Annotated in this window: 15 protein-coding genes; 8 read left to right on the top strand and 7 right to left on the bottom strand. The window is 71.3% G+C overall.

The window, feature by feature from the left end:
- Nucleotides 1–29: 29 nt before the first annotated feature.
- The gene (locus tag Ari01nite_RS38590) at nt 30–2066 is read right to left on the bottom strand and encodes a M48 family metallopeptidase (RefSeq protein ID WP_203787959.1); all 2037 of its coding nucleotides are present in this window, start codon (nt 2064–2066) and stop codon (nt 30–32) included.
- Between the two features lie 152 nt (nt 2067–2218).
- Between Ari01nite_RS38590 and Ari01nite_RS38585 the strand changes: the two genes are divergently transcribed.
- Nucleotides 2219–3418, top strand: a complete 1200-nt coding sequence (locus tag Ari01nite_RS38585) for a cytochrome P450 (protein WP_203787957.1) — start codon at nt 2219–2221, stop codon at nt 3416–3418.
- A gap of 411 nt (nt 3419–3829) precedes the next feature.
- On the opposite strand, the gene Ari01nite_RS38580 is transcribed toward Ari01nite_RS38585, so the two are convergent.
- Complete coding sequence (locus Ari01nite_RS38580) at nt 3830–5305, bottom strand: beta-N-acetylhexosaminidase (protein ID WP_239163385.1); 1476 nt, start codon at nt 5303–5305, stop codon at nt 3830–3832.
- On the opposite strand from Ari01nite_RS38580, the gene Ari01nite_RS38575 reads away from it, so the two are divergent.
- Nucleotides 5292–5870, top strand: coding sequence for a GNAT family N-acetyltransferase (locus Ari01nite_RS38575; protein WP_239163384.1), 579 nt, complete (start codon nt 5292–5294; stop codon nt 5868–5870). The two genes, Ari01nite_RS38580 and Ari01nite_RS38575, sit on opposite strands and share 14 nt — an antisense overlap.
- Before the next feature lie 462 nt (nt 5871–6332).
- Here Ari01nite_RS38575 and Ari01nite_RS38570 read toward each other — a convergent pair whose 3' ends face one another.
- Both Ari01nite_RS38570 and Ari01nite_RS38565 read right to left on the bottom strand, forming a co-directional pair.
- Nucleotides 6333–7121: an SGNH/GDSL hydrolase family protein gene (locus Ari01nite_RS38570; protein ID WP_203787950.1), complete on the bottom strand. Its 789-nt coding sequence runs from the start codon at nt 7119–7121 to the stop codon at nt 6333–6335.
- A gap of 83 nt (nt 7122–7204) precedes the next feature.
- Nucleotides 7205–8044: an LLM class flavin-dependent oxidoreductase gene (locus tag Ari01nite_RS38565; protein ID WP_203787947.1), complete on the bottom strand. Its 840-nt coding sequence runs from the start codon at nt 8042–8044 to the stop codon at nt 7205–7207.
- A gap of 64 nt (nt 8045–8108) precedes the next feature.
- On the opposite strand from Ari01nite_RS38565, the gene Ari01nite_RS38560 reads away from it, so the two are divergent.
- Together Ari01nite_RS38560 and Ari01nite_RS38555 are read left to right on the top strand one after the other, a co-directional pair.
- The gene (locus Ari01nite_RS38560) at nt 8109–8696 is read left to right on the top strand and encodes an RNA polymerase sigma factor (RefSeq protein WP_239163383.1); all 588 of its coding nucleotides are present in this window, start codon (nt 8109–8111) and stop codon (nt 8694–8696) included.
- Nucleotides 8693–9622, top strand: coding sequence for a hypothetical protein (locus Ari01nite_RS38555; RefSeq protein WP_203787942.1), 930 nt, complete (start codon nt 8693–8695; stop codon nt 9620–9622). Before Ari01nite_RS38560 ends, Ari01nite_RS38555 begins: the two co-directional genes overlap by 4 nt.
- Here Ari01nite_RS38555 and ybiA read toward each other — a convergent pair.
- Both ybiA and Ari01nite_RS38545 read right to left on the bottom strand, forming a co-directional pair.
- Nucleotides 9611–10159, bottom strand: coding sequence for a riboflavin biosynthesis intermediates N-glycosidase (gene ybiA, locus Ari01nite_RS38550; RefSeq protein ID WP_203787941.1), 549 nt, complete (start codon nt 10157–10159; stop codon nt 9611–9613). The two genes, Ari01nite_RS38555 and ybiA, sit on opposite strands and share 12 nt — an antisense overlap.
- 383 nt (nt 10160–10542) lie before the next feature.
- Nucleotides 10543–11643, bottom strand: coding sequence for a helix-turn-helix transcriptional regulator (locus tag Ari01nite_RS38545; protein WP_239163382.1), 1101 nt, complete (start codon nt 11641–11643; stop codon nt 10543–10545).
- A 62-nt stretch (nt 11644–11705) separates the two neighbouring features.
- On the opposite strand from Ari01nite_RS38545, the gene Ari01nite_RS38540 reads away from it, so the two are divergent.
- From Ari01nite_RS38540 to Ari01nite_RS38525, 4 genes are all read left to right on the top strand, one after another.
- Nucleotides 11706–12659, top strand: coding sequence for an ABC transporter ATP-binding protein (locus tag Ari01nite_RS38540; protein ID WP_203787939.1), 954 nt, complete (start codon nt 11706–11708; stop codon nt 12657–12659).
- On the top strand, nt 12656–13384 hold the full coding sequence (locus tag Ari01nite_RS38535) for an ABC transporter permease (protein ID WP_203787937.1): 729 nt from the start codon (nt 12656–12658) through the stop codon (nt 13382–13384). The genes Ari01nite_RS38540 and Ari01nite_RS38535 overlap by 4 nt, the downstream gene beginning before the upstream one ends.
- Before the next feature lie 16 nt (nt 13385–13400).
- A complete protein-coding gene (locus Ari01nite_RS38530) occupies nt 13401–14474 on the top strand; it encodes a magnesium and cobalt transport protein CorA (RefSeq protein WP_203787934.1) in 1074 nt (357 codons plus the stop codon).
- 222 nt (nt 14475–14696) lie between these two features.
- Nucleotides 14697–17309 (top strand): lipopolysaccharide biosynthesis protein, encoded by a 2613-nt coding sequence (locus Ari01nite_RS38525; protein WP_203787932.1) that lies wholly within the window; start codon nt 14697–14699, stop codon nt 17307–17309.
- A gap of 279 nt (nt 17310–17588) precedes the next feature.
- Here Ari01nite_RS38525 and Ari01nite_RS38520 read toward each other — a convergent pair.
- Nucleotides 17589–17868: hypothetical protein (locus Ari01nite_RS38520; protein WP_203787930.1), on the bottom strand; the 280-nt coding region annotated here is incomplete at its 5' end.

Below are 17868 nucleotides of genomic sequence, written 5' to 3'. Positions count from 1 at the left end.
GTCGGGGTCGGGGTCGGGGTCGGGGTCGGTTAGCGGGTGTTGGCGAGGAAGGCGACTGCGTCGTCCAGGGCGGTCCAACCTCCGGGTAGCTCGTCGGAATCCAGGGCGGTGCGGACGCTCAAGGTGGCGCCGTCGCGGAGGTTCATCTCCCAGGCACGGCGGCCGTTTCGGGAGACGGAGGCGCCCGCCACGTCGGCGAAGGGGACGAAACGGCTGCTCGGCATCGCCTGGGCAGGACTGGCCGGGTGGGCTGCGGCGGCCGGGGCGGCAGCGGGGGCGGAGGAGGCGGCGGAGGCGGCGGCAGCGGAGGCGGAGGCAAGGGTGGCAGCGGAGGCGGAGGAGGAGGCGGCGGAGGCCGGGGGCGCGGTTACTGGGGCGGCGGCGTGCGTCGGTGCGGCGCCGGCGGGAGTGCCGTCGGCCAGGACGCCGTCGGCTGCCAGGCGGCTGAGGCGGCGTTTGGCCTCGCCGGTGCGGGAGCGGGGCAGGCCGGGCACCAGGAACAGACCGGTCTCCACGATCAGGAGGTCGGTGCGGACGCCGTCGACCAGGACGTTGACTACGCCGCCGATCACCGGGACGCGGGCCGGCGGGCGGCCGGAGGCGGCGCCGGCGGTGGACAGATCGATGCCCAGGACGGTGAGGTGCTGGCGCGCCTCGCTCACCGTGGCCGGGTCGGCGGCCAACTCGGCGAGGCCGCCCAGGTCGAGGAAGGCGCCGTTCTTGGATACCAGCTCGGCGGCGCCCGTCCAGCTGTGCCGCCAGCGCGCCACGCCGCTGTGCAGGGCGGCCAGCGCCAACAGCAGGCTGAGCAGGTCGGTGATGCGGCCGGCGGTCTCGTCGGCGGGCAGGTCGTCGAAGACCGTCTCGGCCACCTTGCGGAGGCGGCCGTCGGCGGCCAGGTCGAGCACGTCGGACGTGCTGTGCACCGGCGTGCCGGCAACCCGGGCGATGGCCTTGAGGGACGCGTCGGCCTCGCGTTCCATCTCGGCGATGCGGGCCGCGCCGAAGAATTCGTCCCAGCCGACCACCGCGCGACCGGCCGGCGGGAACGCCACCTCCTGCAGGGCGCGACCGAGGCCGGGCAGGTCGGGCACCAGAATCGCGGCGGCCGGCCGCTCACCCGGCTCGGGCCCCTCGGTGACCAGGTCGGCCAGGGCCGCGACCCGCTCGGCCAGCGGCGGGTGGGCGTCCCACTCCCCCGGCGGCTCGGGATCTTGAAGGCGGAGCACCTCGAGGTCGTCCTCGCGGGCGGCCAGCACCCGCAGCAGGCCGCCGAACACGTCGTCCGGCACGAAGCCGGCCTGCCATCCGGGACTGAGGTATTCGGTGTAGAACAGCTGCTGGAACGTCTCGAACGCGGGCCCGTCACGCAGTATCTCGGTGGCCGCCCGGGCACCGGCGAACTCGGCCGCGACCCGGTCGGCGTGCAGCTCCTGCCGGCGGCCGAACGGCGCGTCGGCCCGCCGGGCCCATCGGGCATAGGCCCGGAGCAGCGGACCGGCCGGGTTGCGCCGCGGGATGCGCGGCACGATGCGGCCGAGCGCGAGCCGCAGGCGGTAGGCCATCGGGGCGAACAGGCCGAGCCGGGACGAACCGTGCGCCAGCTCGTGGGCGACGGCGGCGCGCAGGCGCGGCTGATCCCAGGCTTGGAGCAGCGGCAACCCGAGGTAGAGCTCGCGACGGCCGCCGAGCAGGCCGGTCAGCCGGTGATGCTCGATCAGGGTCGCGGTCGCGGTGGCCACCACGGTCACGCCGTGCGGCGGGCGGACTCCCGCCGCGGTGGCGGCGTCGTCCACCATCTGCCAGAGGCCGGGCGCGTCTGTCCTGGTGACCGGCACACCGGCGGGCGAGGGACGCCGCAGCCGGAGCGCACGTGCCGTCGCGTACCACAAAATGCCCCCCGTGGCGATGGCCAGCGGGACGGCCACCCGGACCGCGGTGGAGCCGGGCAGGAAGGAGAGCACGAGCAGGACCGCGAGGAGCGCGCCGAGGACCTGAAGCCAGGCCACGGCCAGGAAGCCGGCCAGCGCACCGGCGGACGCCGCCGACCCTTTGCCGTCGCGCACACCGACCTCCGTTGGTTCGGGTGAATCTGGGACGGGGCAAGCGTAGAGCGGGGCACCGACAGAAACTCCAGACGCGGAGTCCGCCGCCGGGAAGAATTAAGGAAGTTTTGTGGGCCGGATTCGCGCCGTCACCGGAGGGGATACGCAAGGCCATGCCTCTGCTCGATCAGGCACTCACCGCCCCGATCAAGGGTTATGCCTGGCTGCCCGACCTGCGCCGGCGCACCCACGGCCGGCCCGTCCCGATTCGTCTGCTGGGGCTGCCCGCGGTCGCGCTGGGCGGACCGGCGGCGGCCCAGTTCTTCTATGAGAAAGGCAACTTCGAGCGCCACGGCGCCATCCCCGGCCCGGTCCTCGACACCCTGTTCGGCCGCGGCGCCGTGCACACCCTGGACGGCCAGGCCCACGAGGCGCGCAAGGCCCTGTTCGTCGCGCTGCTCATGCAGGATGGCGTCGACATCCTCGCGAAGATGGTCGGCGAGGCGTTCGACGAGGCCGCCGATGGCTGGCGGGGCGGTCCGCCGGTGTCGCTGTTCGACGCTACGGCCGAGGTCATCGCGACCACCGTCGCGCGCTGGGTCGGCGTACCGGAAAACGAGAGTGACCGAATCGCGCAGGCCCGGGACATGATCGCCATGGTCGATGGCTCGGTCGCCCTCGGACCGCGCCATGCGCGGGCCCGCCTGGCGCGACGGCGTCAGGAGCGGCGTCTGGCCGAGCTGATTGAGGCGGTACGCCGAGAGGAGCCGCTCCCGAGTGCGCTGTCCGCGATTGCCCATCACACCGCGGACGGTTGTCTGCTGGATGCGCGGACCGCGGCGGTGGAGTTGCTGAACATCATCCGGCCCGCGACGGCGGTGACCTGGTTTGTGGCGTTTGCGGCGCACGCCCTCGAGCGCTGGCCGGGCAATCGCGCGCGGCTGACGGACGATGACTTCGCGCTGGCGTTTGTGCACGAGTTGCGGCGGTTCTATCCGTTCGTGCCGTTTCTGGCGGCACGGGCGGCCCGTGACCTGCACATTCAGCGGGTGGACATCCGGCGGGGGGCGCTCACGCTGCTGGATGTGTACGGGCAGCACCACGACGCCCGGGTGTGGCCGGAGCCGTACGAGTTCCGGCCGGAGCGTTTCCTGAGGCGGCAGATCGGCGAGTTCGAGCTGATCCCGCAGGGCGGCGGCGATCCACGGACCGGGCATCGGTGTCCCGGGGAGAATATCACGGTTGCGCTGCTTGGTGAGTTGGTGCAGCGGTTGGGGCGGCTTGAGTACTATTTGCCGGCGCAGGATCTGTCGATTGATCTTGGTCGAGTGCCGGCTCGGGTGCGCAGCGGCCCGCTGATCGTCGTCGGGTAGATCAGCGTCTGGGGTCGAGGGCCTCGCGATCCGGGGTCCCGCATCGCGGTAACCATCTTCCACGCTCCGGGATTGCTCGGCGCGCAGGTTCGCATACTGCCCATTCCGCCCGGCAACGGTGGATCTTGTTGAATCGCTGTTGCGCCGGAACAGTTGCGCCGGAACACGAACTCGACATGATCGGCAGTTTGCGCGGCCGTTCAGCTGCGGCGAGGCGGGCCGCCGGCGCGGGTGGTGTCGGCGTCAAGATCGCCGGTCGGGTGGCTGTCCAGGCAAGCTCTCGAGTGGGCCGTGGGGCGCTGGCCGCCACCCGGCCGGCGGGGCCACCACCCAGCCGACGGGGCACCACCCAGCCGACAGGACCGCCACCCAGCCGACAGGACCGCCACCCGGCCGGCGGGGCGCCGGCCCCTACTCCGGCCAGTCGATCTCCGGGGATCGGTAGAAGTTGATCCCCTGCGCTGCCCATCGCGGGCCGAACTCGCCCAGCCGCCGCCGGAACGACGGCCAGTCCCGTGCGGCGCGCGGCGTCCAGCCCACTTCCGCGACAGCCGCCAGCCGCGGAAACGCCATGTACTGCACGTCGGCCATGCTCCGCAGCGTCTCCGACCAGAGCGGCGCCTCAACGCCGAGCACTGACTCCTCGCCCACGCCGGGCAGCCGGTCCGCCGGGTCCCAGTCGTATGACCGCTCCACACCGACCAGGCCCGCCCAGTCCAGCCCGAGCCGGGTGCTCTTCTCATACTTCATGTCGAGGTAGACGCGATCCGCCGGCGACATGATCACCTGATGACCACGGGCCGCCGCCCGCGCCACACCGTCCTCGGCGGGTTCGATCCGCCAATACTGAGCAATCGCGTCGGCCGGCAGCTCGACAGCCGCCATCTCGTGCCAGCCGATCACTCTCTTGCCGTACCGGCCCACCATGGGCAGCACCCGCTCGAGGAACGTCCGGTAGTCCTCCGGCGGCGTCGAGAACGCCTCGTCACCGCCGATGTGCAGGTATGGCCCAGGGGTCAGTGCGGCCACCTCGCGTAACACGTCCTCGACGAACGCGTACGTCTCCTCTTTGCCAGCGACGAGCGAACTGTAGCCCACCTCGGCGTCGGTCCGCGGCCCCACCGGCATGCCATCCCGGGTCAGCTCGGGATAGGCCACCTGCACGGCGTTCACGTGCCCGGGCAGGTCGATCTCCGGCACGATCGTGACAAAAAGCCTTTCCGCGTACGCGACCAGGTCGCGATACTCATCAGCGGTGAAGAACCCCGGTCCCTCGCCGTCGCAGCCGGTGCCCGGACCGCCGCTGATCGCGGTGAGCCGCGGCCAGCCCGGAATCTCCAGTCGCCAGCCCTGGTCGTCGGTGAGATGCAGGTGCAGATGGTTGATCTTGAACTGCACGATCGCGTCGAGGTAGGACTTGATCTCGTCCGGGCGGAAGAAATGCCGGGCCAGATCGAGCATCGTGCCGCGGTACCCGAATCGCGGCGCATCCTCGATAGTTCCGCCGGGCAGGACCACCTCAGCGGTGAGACCGGCGCCGCCGGTCGGCGGTAGGAGTTGGCGCAGCGTCTGGATGCCGGCGAACAGGCCGCGGTTGGCGGACGCGCTGAGCGTGACACCGTCGGCCGTGATCTCCAGGCGGTAGGCCTCCGGATTTTTGTCGTACCCCCCGAGCAGAATTCGCACCGAACCACCGTCCGCCAAGGGGACCGGCAGTCCGGTGGCGTGTCGCAGCAGCTCCGCCAGCTGCTCGGCGACGCCAGCGGCCGCCGGGACGGTGCTCACCGCCAGGCCTGGCTCGATCCGGAAGTTTCCGGACGGGTCGGGCCGCACCGACACGGGAAGGGGGATGACATCACCGAGCTGTCGCATCGTGAGAGCACGCACGGGTGAAACCTTAAACTGTCTTTCCATGTGGATCACGACCCGTCGAGCGGATCTCGCCGACGCCGGCCTGCTGCACGACCTGGCGGCACAGACCTTCGGGCTGGCCTGCCCGCCCGGCACGCTGCAGACCGACATCGATGCGTTCATTGCGGGACACCTGTCCCGGGAGGCCTTTGAGCGCTATCTGGCGGACCCCGACCGGATCCTCCTGATCGCCGCGGCCGACGACACCCCCGTCGGCTACTCGATGCTGGTAACCGGCCCGATAGCGGACCCCGACGTGGCCGCCGTAGTCGACGAGAAGACCAGCATCGAACTGAGCAAGTTCTACGTGTCCGCAGACCGACACGGCTCCGGCACCGCCGCAGCCCTGATGACCGCAACCCTGACGGAGGCAGCCACGACCGGAGCCGACACCTGCTGGCTGGGCGTAAACCAGCAAAACCACCGAGCCGCCAACTTCTACGCCAAACACGGCTTCGCGATCATCGGCACCAAGCGCTTCCGCGTAGGCGCCGTCCTCCACCACGACCACATCCGCCAACGCCTCCTGACCCCAGCCTGACCGGCCACCCACGCACGCCGCCGGCTGCGCGACCACCCACACGCCCACCGCGCCCGCAGCGATCGCCGCGCATAACCCACGCAAACGGACAATGGCGATAGTCGAGCGGTCAACCCCGACAGCAGATCGACAACATCGCGTCGCGGACGGGTGCCAAAGGTGACGTCCGCGGCAAAGGGCCTGGACGAGCGCGTATTACCCACGGGTTGCGGTCGGACTCGACGGCGAAGGAGGCCCGGCTCCGGACCTTGACCCCGGACGCCACCGAAGCGGGTGGTGTCCGAGCCACGATTCGCTGTCGTTGCCCGGCGGGGCGGATCATGGTGGGAAGGCCACCGGCCACGGTCAACGTCTGTCGGGTACGGCATGGCCCTCGATGCCGGGGCGCCTGCGGCTTCGGCGGTCGTCGTGATTCGGCCGTCCGGGAAGGGAGCGCGAACCTCGACACCCCCCGGAAGCCGGCTAAACGGCCTCGGTGGTGGGCTGGTCGGACGGCTGGGTGGCCTCGATGGCCACCCAATTGAGGTACTTGCCGGTTCGGTTGTCGCCTGAGGAGCGGCCCCTCAAACGGCGGTTCACCCACGGTAGGACGTGTTCGCGGTAGTAGCGGGCCTCGGCCAGCACACGCCGGGACTCCACGGGGCCCGGGTCGATCACGTGGGCTGCTGTTTCGTGGCCCAGGGCGGTCAGCACCAAGCCTGCCACTCTGCGGTGGCCGCAGGTGTTCAGGTGCAGGCGGTCGGGGGACCAGTAGCCCGCCCGGCGGATTTCCGGGTCGTGGAAGACGTTTACCAGGGTGATGTCGTAGCGGGTGGCGATGTCGGCCACCGCCTGGGTCAGCGCCTCGCCACGGCGGCGCATCATCGCGCCCAACGGGAGGCGGTCGGACGGGTCGGCGCCGGTCAGCAGGACCATCCGGACGCCTGCCTCGGCGCAGCGCTGTACCGCGTGCTCGGTGAGCCTGACCAGGCGGGACATGTCGCCGCCGGGGCGCAGCATGTCGTTGCCGCCGCCGTTCAGCGTGAGCAGGGTAGGTGTCGGCGACAGGGCCAGCGCGGCCTCCAACTGCTCATTGACGATCGGCTCCAGCAAACGGCCGCGGATGGCCAGATTCGCGTACTGGACCGTCTCTTTCCGGCCGGCGGCCAGGCCGGCCGCCACCAGGTCGGCCCAGCCGCGCACCGAACCGTCCGGCTGTGCATCGCCGAGCCCCTCGGTGAAGCTGTCCCCGATGGCCACGAAGCGGGTCACGACGCCCTCCCAGTAAATGATCAACTTATTCGGGGCCGAGGCTATCCAAACTGCAGATCCGGTACGGGGCAGCGCGGCGTCGGTCAGTCGAGCAGGGGACGCAGCTCCGTGACGCGCGCCACAAAGCCGGCCGGGTCCGGCTCGTCGAAGGCCGGTTGCAGGATCAGCCTGGTAGCGCCGGCCGCGACGTACTCCCGCAGCGCCTCGGCCATCTCGGCGGGCGAGCCGGACACGCCGGGAACGTCCGTTTTTTCCGCGCGCTGCTGCTCGGCCAGGCGGGACGCGCCGTCGGGGCCGAACGCCGCCGGTACGAACACGACCAGCTCGTGCGGGCCGGTCGCGGCGATGTGCCCACGGGCCTTCGCGACCCCGGCGGGCGACGTGCCGCCGGTCAGGATGGTGCCGTCGCCCACCTCGCCGGCCAGCGCCAGCGTCTTCGGGCCGGTCGCGCCCACGTAGATCTTCGGCGGCTGGGCGGGCGGCCAGTCCAGGCGCACGGCGTCCAAATTCACGTACCGGCCCTGAGTAGTCACCGAGTCGCCGTGCAACAGCGAGCGCAGCGCCGCAGCGTACTCCCTAAAAAGCGTGAGTGGCGACGCCGGGCGAGCCCCCACCTGGCCCATCCAGTCCTGGACGCCGTGGCCGATGCCGGGCATCGCCCGGTCGCCGAACATCCGGCACAGCGTGGCGATCTCCATGGCGCAGGCGGCCACGTTGCGGAACGGAACGGGCATGATCCCGATGCCGACCCGGAGGTTGTCGGTCCAGGCCAGGGCGGCCGCGGTCGCCGAGATACCGCCGCTGAGGAAGCAGTCCTCCCAGAGCCAGAGTTCCTCAAGGCCGGCGCGGTCGGCGGTGCGGGCGATGTCCCGGAGGAGTTCCGGCGGGTTACGCGGCAGCGCGATGGCGCCCAGGGTGGTCATGCTGCCTACTCTGCCATCCGTGATCGGCCGTGAACCGCATCCGCGGCATCGGGCATCAACGGGCGTGACCCCACTCGACGAGGCCGTGGCCGACGCCGACCTGATCCGCGCGTCGGTGCGCGAGCCGGAACAATTCGCGCCGCTGTTCGACCGGCACGCCGCGGCGGTGTACCACTATCTGGCCCGGCGGATCGGCTCGGCGGCCGACGACCTGCTCGCCGAGACGTTCCTGATCGCGTTCCGGAAGCGGTCCGGCTACCAGCCGCTGCGCCTCGAGGTGCGGCCGTGGCTGTTCGGCATCGCCACCAACGTGCTGCGCCGCCACCTGCGCCAGGAGGAACGCCGGTACCGCGCGCTGGCCAAGGCCGCACGACAGGACGATCCCGGCCCGCATTTCGCGGACGCCTCGGCCGAGCGGATCGACGCGCGGGCGGTCCGGGCCGAGTTGGCCGCGGCCTTGGCGTCGCTCAAGCCGGGTGACCGCGACGCACTCTTGCTGCTGGCTTGGGCACAGCTGACGTACGCCGAGATCGCGGTGACCCTGGACATCCCGATCGGCACGGTCCGTTCCCGCCTCAGCCGGGCCCGGCGGCAGACCCGCGAGATGTTGGCCGTCACCCAGATTCCGACGCTCCCCGAGGAGGAGATGTGAACGAGATCGAACTCCTGCGGCGGTACGGCCCGGACGCGCCACCGGCCACCGACGAGGCGCTGGCGGCGGCACGGGCGAAGGTGCTCGGTGGCATGCGACGGCGGCCCTTCTTGGTGCTGCGGCCGGCTCTTGCGGGGTTGGGCCTGGTCGCGCTCGTGCTGGGTGGGATCGTCGTGACTTCCCGCGACGGCGAACGCCCACCGGTCGTCGGGGTCACGCCCACCGGACCGGTACGGCTGGTGGCGGCCGGTGCGCCCGAATTTCCGTACCGCCTGCCCGGGCTGGGCGCGGTCACCTTCACGGCCGATCCGGGTGGTCCGCTGATCGCCGTCTACACCGCGGTCAACGTCGTCCTCACCACCACCGACGCGGACCAGGCCCGGGACGGCTTCGGCTCGGCCACCACGGTGGACGGCCGGCCGGCGCGCCTCGGCAGGATCGGGGGCGATGCCCCCAGCGTGCAGCTGACCTGGGAACGGCGGCCAGGAGAGTGGCTGGTCCTGGTGGGCAACGATCGCTATGCCACCGAGGAGGCCGTACGCGCGCTGGCCGCGCAGGTGCAGGACCGTCCGCAGCGGGTGGGGGTCAAACTGTTCCTGAGCCTGGTGCCGGACGGGTGGCGGCTCAGCGGTTTCAAGTCCGGCGGCACGATCGTGACGTACCGCAACCCGGACCGCCCGTCCGACGACCTGAGCCTGTCCCGCCTGAATGCGGTGGACCCGGCCGTGGGCCCGGACGTCGAGGGCTTCGAGCAGGTCGAACGGGTGACGGTCAACGGCCGGCCGGCCCGCCTGGTGCGCTCGACGGGGTTCTGGCTGGTCCAGGCGACCCTTGAGGACGGCACGGCCGTTCAGCTGATCGGGCCGCGCTCGCTGACGGCCGAGCAGGTGGTGCGGTTGGCCGGCGCGGCCCGGTCAGCCGGCTGATTCGGAGCGCGCCTGCATCAGGGCGAAGCCGAGCAGGTTGAGACCGCGCCAGCGGGCCGGGTCGGTGGCGCGCTCATCGGAGGCGGCCAGGCCGATGCCCCAGACGCGGTCGGTGGGGCTAGCTTCGACGAGTACGCGGTTGGCGGTGCCGAGCAGCCAGGTGCGCAGGTCGGGGTTCTGGCCGAACTTCTGCCGACTCGCCTCGACGACGATCTCGAAGCGGCGGTCCACCCAGGTCTGCTCGTCAAACCCGGCCACCCCACGACCCAGCATCTTGGCGTCCCGGGGATGCTTCGCGGCGACGATCCGGTCGGCCGACTCCCGGTCGCCGAAAAGCAGCGCCTTGCGCCACATCATGTAATGCTCGGCCGTCCGAAACCGCACGCCGTCCACAGTGAACTCGACCGGCCACCACTGACTAAGACAACCGGCGCCGACGCTGCCGTCCGGTTGCGGCCGGTGACCCCAGAAAAGCAGGTATTTGACCTGATCTTTGAGCGGTACGAGGTCGGCGACGGAGAGCGGCAGCGGGTTCACGAGGGCCAGTATCCACGGGTCCTTAGTTTCGTGAAATCTAATATAAGCCGGGGGCGATATCTGACCGAGAAATGTCGTACGTCGTGGATACCTTCTTCATGCGGATCGGCGCCACGGGGGCGCCGATCCGTCTAAACCGTGCCTGACCTGCGCGACACAGGAGGAGACCGGGTCAGGCGGGCGCGGGCGGTCAGGCAGGCGGGCGGTCAGGCGGGCGGTCAGGCAGGCGGGCGGTCAGGCGGGCGCGGGCGGTCAGCCGGGCGCGGGCGGTCAGCCGGGCGCGGGCGGTCAGCCGGGCGGGCGCGGTCAGCCGGGCGGGCGCGGTCAGCCGGGCGGGCGCGGTCAGCCGGGCGGGCGCGGGCGCGGCGGTGCGGGCGCGGACGTCAGGCCGCGCCGCGCAGGAGCGTCTCGCCGGCCGAGCGGACGTGGTCGCGGAGTTCGTCCGGTGACTCGATAGTGAAGGGCACGCCCAACACCCCGAGCACCATGACGGGCCAGGAGAGGTCGTCCACATTCATCCGCAGCCGGCAGGCGGTCAGTTCGGCGGCGCCGGATTCGGGAGACTCCGGCGCAGGCGAAGCCTGCCCGGCGGGCGCGGGCGCGGCGGGGGCGGGCGCGGCGGGGGCGGGCGCGGCGGGGGCGGCGGGGGCGGACATGGCGGGGGCGGACATGGCGGGCGCGGCGGGTGGCAGGGGTTCGACCGTGCCCCAGTAGCCGACCACCGCGCGGACGCGGTCGGGTGGGGTCTGCAGGCGGACCGATACCTCATAGCGCGTGGGGATGGCGGCCATCCGGGAGCGTAGCCAGGCCACCGGGTCTCCGCCGGGGATGTCTCGTGGGCGGAAGCGGGCTCCCGTCAACGTCGGCTCTGACAGGCGGTCCACCCGGAAGTTGCGCCAGTCGGCTCGGTCCAGGTCCCAGGCGACCAGGTACCAGCGGCGGCCCAGGCTCACCAGGCGGTGGGGTTCTACGTGGCGGGGGGCCGCTTCGCGTTCGCGGGCGGTGTAGGTGAAGCGGAGACGTTCCTCGCCTCGGCAGGCCAGGGCGATCGTGGTCAGCACCGTGGCGTCCAGGACCGGGCCGCCGCCGAAGGCGCCGGGGGCCGTCACGGCCCGCAACGCGTCTATCCGGCGGCGCAGGCGTGGGGGTAGCAACTGGATGACCTTGGCCAGGGCTCTTACCGAGGTTTCCTCGAAGCCGGCCACGGCGCCGGCGGCGGCCGTTCGCAAGCCGACCGCGATGGCTACCGCCTCGTCGTCGTCGAGCAGCAGCGGTGGGACCGCCGCGCCCGCCTGCAACTGGTAGCCGCCGGCGGCGCCGCGGTTGGCGTCCACCGGGTAGCCCAGGTCGCGCAGGCGGTCGACGTCGCGCCGCAAGGTTCGGGGGCTCACCTCCAGGCGGTCCGCCAACTCGGAGCCGGGCCAGTAACGGTGGGTCTGCAGCAGGGACAGCAGCCGCAGCATCCGGGCACTCGTGTTCGCCATGACTTCAGACTCCGCCGCATTGAGGTCAGAAACTGTCCGCAACGCACCCTAGCGTCGGTTCCATGATTGAGACACGAGGTCTGACGAAGCACTTCAAGGACGTCCGGGCCGTCGACGGCATCGACCTCACGGTCGGCCGCGGGGAACTGGTCGCCCTGCTCGGGCCGAACGGGGCCGGCAAGTCGACGACGCTGCGGATGCTCACCACTTTGATTCCGCCCACCGCCGGCACCGCGACCGTGGCCGGGTTCGACGTGGTTCGCCGGCAGCGCGACGTGCGGCTGCGGATCGGATACATCGGGCAGGGCAACGGGGCGGGCCACAGCCAGCGGGGACGCGACGAATTGATCAGCCAGGGCCGGGCGTACGGCATGAGCGTGCGTGACTCGCGCGCCCGCGCGACCGAGCTGATCTCCTCTCTCGGGCTGGACGAGGTGGCCGACCGCACCGTGGCCACGCTCTCCGGCGGGCAGCGCCGGCGGCTGGACATCGCGATGGGTCTCATCCACGCGCCCGAACTGCTCTTCCTCGACGAGCCGTCGACCGGGCTCGACCCGCAGAACCGGGCCAACCTGCAGGATCACATCCTCAAGCTGCGCGCCGACCGGGACACCACCATCGTGCTCACCACGCACTACCTGGACGAGGCCGACTCGATGGCCGAGCGGGTCATCGTGATCGACCACGGCCGGATCATCGCCGACGACACCCCGGCCCGGCTCAAGGCCGAGCATGTCGGCGACACCATCCGGCTCGGCTTCGACACCGAATCCGACGCCACGGCGGCCGCCCGGCAGCTCGACGGCCACGGCGACCTGGAACGGACCGGCCGGCATCTCCAGGTTCACACCGAGGGCGCCGCCCGCAAGGCCGTCGCGATCCTCGACGCCCTGCGCACCGCCGGCACCCCGGCGGCCGAGATCGAAGTGGTCCGCCCCACCCTCGACGACGTCTTCCTCAAACTCACCGGTCGCAGCCTCCGCGAAGGCGGCGCAGAAGCGGAGGCCCAGAAATGATCGCCGACACCCTGACCGTGTTCAGCCGGGAGCTCCGGCCCACCCTGCGCAACCCGTTCACCATTGTCTTTTCGATGGTGCAGCCGCTGGTCTTCCTCGCACTTTTCGCCCCGCTGCTGCCCGGCGAGGACGCCCTGCAGTGGTTCGTGCCCGGCATCGTCGTGATGTCCTGCCTGTTCGCCGCGTCGATGACCGGGTCGAATCTGCTGTTCGAGATCCAGACCGGTTCGCACGAGCGGATGCTGGTCACCCCGCTGCGGCGGCCGGCGCTGCTGGTCGGCCGGGCGCTCAAGGAGATCGTCCCGATGGTGGCCCAGGCCGCCCTGATCGTGGTCGTCTGCCTCCCGTTCGGCTATCGCCTGAATGTCGCCGGCACCCTGCTCGGCCTGCTCATCCTGGCCGGTTTCTGCGTCGGGCTGGGCGCTCTCTCGTACACCCTCGCCTTGGCCTCGAAGCACCAGGAATGGCTGTTCTGGACCGTGCAGCAGACCCTCCTCTTCCCGATCCTGCTGCTGGCCGGTGTGCTGCTCCCGCTCGACGGCGGCCCGGGCTGGCTGCGCACGCTGTCTTCCTGGAACCCGCTGCGCTACGTGGTCGACGCCGAGCGGGCCCTGTTCAACGGCGACCTGTGGGCGTCGACAACGGTGACCGGCCTGCTCTCCGCCGCCGGTGTCGCCGCCCTCGGCCTGCTGGTCGGCGTGCGCGCGATGCGCAGGAGCGCCTGACCGCTACGGTCGGCGCATGTTCGGATGGCGCAAGTTGATCGAGGGCTTGGCACCGCGGCCGCACCGCTCGGCCGCTCCCCGCCCCCGGCGGCACAATCCCGACGCCGTTGTCGACTGCGGCGCCTATTTCGCCGGCGCCCGCCGGGGCGGCCTCCAGCACTACACCGAGGCCGCCCGGCAGGCCCGCCGGCACCGCGACGGGTTCGTCTGGCTCGGCCTGCATGAGCCCGACCTGGCCACCATGCGGTCGATCGCCGAGGTCTTCGACCTGCACGAGTTGCTCGTTGAGCAGAGCGTGGAGGGCGGGCACCGGCCGGCTCTGGAGACCATCGGCGAGGTGACCCGGCTGGTCTTCCGCACCGCGCGCTACGTGGAGCACGAGGAGTTGACCGCCACCTCCGAGGTGGTCGACACCGGCGACGTGACCGTGCTGGTCGGCCCGTGGTTCGTGATCACCGTGCGGCACGGCGCCGCCGGCGCGCTCTGGCACGTACGGCAGGACCTGGAGAAACGGCCCACCGTGCTGGGGCTGGGCCCGTGGTCGGTGGTCTACGCGATCGGCAGCCGGATGGTCGACGAGTACCTGGCCGTGGCGGCCGCCGTGGAACGCGACCTGGAACGGCTCGAGGAGGAGACGTTCGCCACCGAGCGCACCCCCGGCATCTCGCACTGCTACCAGCTCAAACGCGAGATGGTCGAGTTCAAGCGGGCGGTGCTGCCGCTGCAGGAACCGCTGGCCGACCTGCTCGACGTGGCCGGCGCGCCGCCGGGGCTCCGACCGTACTTCGTCGATGTGCAGGGGCGGCTGGCCCGGGCGGTCGACCGGGTGGCCGGCTTCGACGACCTGCTCAACTCGATCCTGCAGGCCCGGCTCGCGCAGGTCTCGATGGACCAGAACAACGACATGCGGATGATCGCGGCATGGGCGGCCATCGCGGCGGTGCCCACCGTGATCGCGGGCATCTACGGGATGAACTTCGCGCACATCCCGGGCCTGAACTCGCCGTACGGCTTCCCCGCAGTGATCCTCGTCATTCTGGTGGTCGTCGGCGGCGTCTACTGGCGGCTGAAAAAGGCAGGCTGGCTGTGATGTTTGACCTTACCGACCGTCACGACTAACGGCTGTTGCGCCTGAGATCCGACATAACGCCTGGGACCTCAAGCTCATCAAAGATCATCCGAACGGTTACCGATAGCCACCGGCACGCCCAGCCTCCACTCCGGACAGTGCGCCTGACTTGGGCCGCTCTCCCGTAGCCCCCAATTACGACGAGTTACTACGTTTTGATCGTCAAACGTGGGGGGAGGCTGTGTGACCGCGACCGACGCTGTAACGCAGCGTATTGAGTATGGGCCTCCGCCGCCCGAACGCGAGCCCGACCGCGAGTCCGGGCGCGAGTCCGGACACGGACTGTTCGCGAAGCTGCGCGGGCATGTCGACCTGCTCCTGAACGCCGGCTCGCTGATCGCCACCACCCTGATCACCTCGGTGTTCGGGTTCGCCTACTGGTGGGTGGCGGCGCGCACGGCACCGGCCGAGGCGGTCGGCCAGGCGTCCGCGGCGGTGTCCGCCATGACGCTGATCGGCACGATCGGCATGTTCGGCATGGGCACCATGCTGATCTCCGATCTACCCCGGCTACGCGGCCCCAAGTGGGCGCTGATCTCCACCTGCCTGCTGGTCGCGGGCGGTGCCGCCACGGTCGGCGGCGTGATCTACGTGGCCCTCGCCCACTTCGCGGTGCCGGAGCTGAGGGAGGCGCTCGGCGGCGTACCCGGAACCGCCCTGCTGGTCGTCGGCATCGCTCTGAACGCCATGACGCTGGTGCTGGACGAGGCCCTGGTCGGTCTGCTCCAGGGCCCGCTGCAGCTGATGCGCAACGCCTGGTTCTCGGTGATCAAGCTGGTGCTGCTGGGCGCGCTCGCCCTGTCGCCGTTCGCGATGACCGGAAGCTCTCTGCTGCTCACCTGGGTGGCCGGCATCGTGCTGTCCACCGCGGTGCTCGGCCGGGCCCTGCGCCGGCGCCGGATGATCGACACGCTGCGCCCGCGGATGGCGTTGCTGCGTGGCCGCGGCCGGGCCACCTTCGACCACAACCTGCTGAACCTCGCCACCTACCTGCCCCGGGCCGCGCTGCCGCTGGTCGTCACCGCGGTGCTGTCGGCCGAGGCGAACGCGTCGTTCTACACCGCGTTCATGGTGCTGTCGTTCCTGGCCATGGTGCCGGCCAACATCGCGCTGACCCTGTTCGCGGTGGCCAGCGGCGACAAGGCGGCGCTGCGGTCCAAGGTGCGGGTCGGCCTGCTGCTCGCGCTGGGCGGCGGCGTACCGGCCTCCCTGCTGGTGATGTACCTGGCCGAGCCGATCATGTCGGTGTTCGGCGAGAGCTACGCGACCACGGCCGGCTCGGCGCTGGCCATCCTGGCGCTCACCTACGTGCCGTTCGTCTTCCACCACTTCTTCCTGGCCATCTCGCGGGTGAAGGGCCGGGTCCGCGAAGCCGGCATCTTCTCGCTGTTCGCGGGCGCCACCGAACTGCTCGCGGCCTGGTACGGCGGCACCACCGGCGGCCTGGACGACCTGGTCACGTACGTGGCAATCGTGATGGCCGTGGAGGCGGTGCTGGTCGCGCCGATCGTGCTCAAGGTCGTCTTCGGCCGCACCTCCGAGCGCGCCGACTTCGTGTCGACCACCAGCCTGACCCTGCACGAGCGGGCCTGGCTGCCGCTGGAGTACATCCGGACGATCGGCCCGGTCTACGGCGTCACGGTCGAGGGCATGCGCAACGCGCTGATCGGCCTGCACGCCGCCGACCCGACGCACCGCGCGGTGTCCCGGCTGGACCGGTCCGGCGCCCGCTGGGAGCACCTCAGCGCCGAGGCGTTCCGCACCTACGTCCAGGAAGCGGTCACCGACCTGGGCGACTGGTCGATCGACTTCGACGAGATGACCCGGCGGCTGCAGGCCGAGCCGCGCGGCCACCACCCGGTGCGGGTCGTGATCGGCGCCGGCTACGTGGCGCTCAAGGTGTCGCACGCGTACGGCGACGCCGGGCCGGTGAACACCCTGCTGCACGAGTTGGTGCAGGCCGCGTACGAGCGCCGGCCCGCGGTGATCAAACCGTCGAAGCGGCACCGGACCGCGCTGCTCAAGGCGCTGTGGAAGACGTTCGGGATCAGCCCGGCCAAGTGGTTGCAGGGCCTGAGCTTCGCGAAGCCGCCGGTGCACGAGACGCCCGCGATGCGTCCGTGGGCGCCGAACCTGACCGTCCGCACCGCCCGCTCGGGCCGGGTGCTGGGCCAGATGCGGCGCTGGCGCGACGACTACGCCCCCGGCGTGACCACCTCGGCGATCACCTTCGCGGCGTTCACCGCGGCACTGGCCGACCTGGGCTTCAACCCCGACCTGAGCGGCGCCACGTTCCTCGCGGACGGCCGGCGCTACCTCGACAAGGACGTCAGCATCGACAGCAACTTCTGCATGGGCCCGTACCTGAGCCCGCCGAGCCTGCTCGACCCGCTGGCCATCCACCAGACCCTGAAGGCCGAACTGGCCACCGGCCGCATCCTCGGGATGATGTTCCTGCGCGAGGCAAAGATGCTGGTGGCCGGCTCGCCCGGGATGCCGGGCCCGTATCCCCGCGAGGTCACCACCCGCCCACGCCCCCGGCTCACCTTCAGCAACCAGGGCCGGCACGACATGCTCAGCGACCTGCCCTGGACGGTCGAGCCGGCGTGGCGGATGAACCTCAGCGTCCCGACCCTCAACGGCCCCGAGGGCATCACCCTCACCACCAGCGAGATGAACGGTGTCCTGCACCTGGAGGCGGTCTTCCACGCCTCGACCTACGACCCCGCCCTGATCGCCCGCGCTCTGGAACTGGTCTGCCTGGACCCCGCAGGTCTGATCATGGCGACCCGATGAGACGTGCGCCCGGCCGGTACTGCCCCCCAGCCGGCCGGGCGCATCCCTTTATATATTCGGCGGCAGAACCGCCGTGTCGGACGTTCCTGGCCCGTTTCGAGCCGTTTCGAGCCTAGAGACCAGACCGCCAGCACGCGGCGTTTTCGGCGCGGCAGCCCCCGGTGATTCCGTAGGTCCGGAGCCCGTCCCCCGCATCACCGGCGTGGGAGGGATGGCCGGCGGAGACCAATCGCCGGCCACTTCCGGTACGGGTACGACGAACCCCGGACCTACGTGCCCTCAGCGGCGGTTGCCGCCACCCTGGTTGGTGCCACCCTGGTTCGAGCCACCCTGGTTCGAGCCACCCTGGTTGCTGCCACCCTGGTTCGAGCCACCCTGGTTCGAGCCGCCCTGGTTCGAGCCGCCCTGGTTCGAGCCGCCCTGGTTCGAGCCGCCCTGGTTGTTACCGCCCGGGTGACCACCGGGGTGCCCGCCCGGACCGCCGTGCCCGCCCGGACCGCCGTGCCCGCCCGGACCGCCGTGCCCGCCCGGACCGCCGTGCCCACCCGGACCGCCGTGC

This window comes from Paractinoplanes rishiriensis (genome assembly GCF_016862375.1).
Classification (GTDB): domain Bacteria; phylum Actinomycetota; class Actinomycetes; order Mycobacteriales; family Micromonosporaceae; genus Actinoplanes; species Actinoplanes rishiriensis.
The sequence above is the reverse complement of the archived record's forward strand: the minus strand, read 5'-3'. Positions and strand labels throughout refer to the sequence as shown.

Coding starts and splice junctions, on each gene's coding strand:
- Ari01nite_RS38565 (WP_203787947.1), bottom strand. CDS start 8,044: ATGACCACCCTGGGCGCCATCGCGCTGCCGCGTAACCCGCCGGAACTC.
- Ari01nite_RS38540 (WP_203787939.1), top strand. CDS start 11,706: ATGATTGAGACACGAGGTCTGACGAAGCACTTCAAGGACGTCCGGGCC.
- Ari01nite_RS38545 (WP_239163382.1), bottom strand. CDS start 11,643: ATGGCGAACACGAGTGCCCGGATGCTGCGGCTGCTGTCCCTGCTGCAG.
- Ari01nite_RS38530 (WP_203787934.1), top strand. CDS start 13,401: ATGTTCGGATGGCGCAAGTTGATCGAGGGCTTGGCACCGCGGCCGCAC.
- Ari01nite_RS38585 (WP_203787957.1), top strand. CDS start 2,219: ATGCCTCTGCTCGATCAGGCACTCACCGCCCCGATCAAGGGTTATGCC.
- Ari01nite_RS38535 (WP_203787937.1), top strand. CDS start 12,656: ATGATCGCCGACACCCTGACCGTGTTCAGCCGGGAGCTCCGGCCCACC.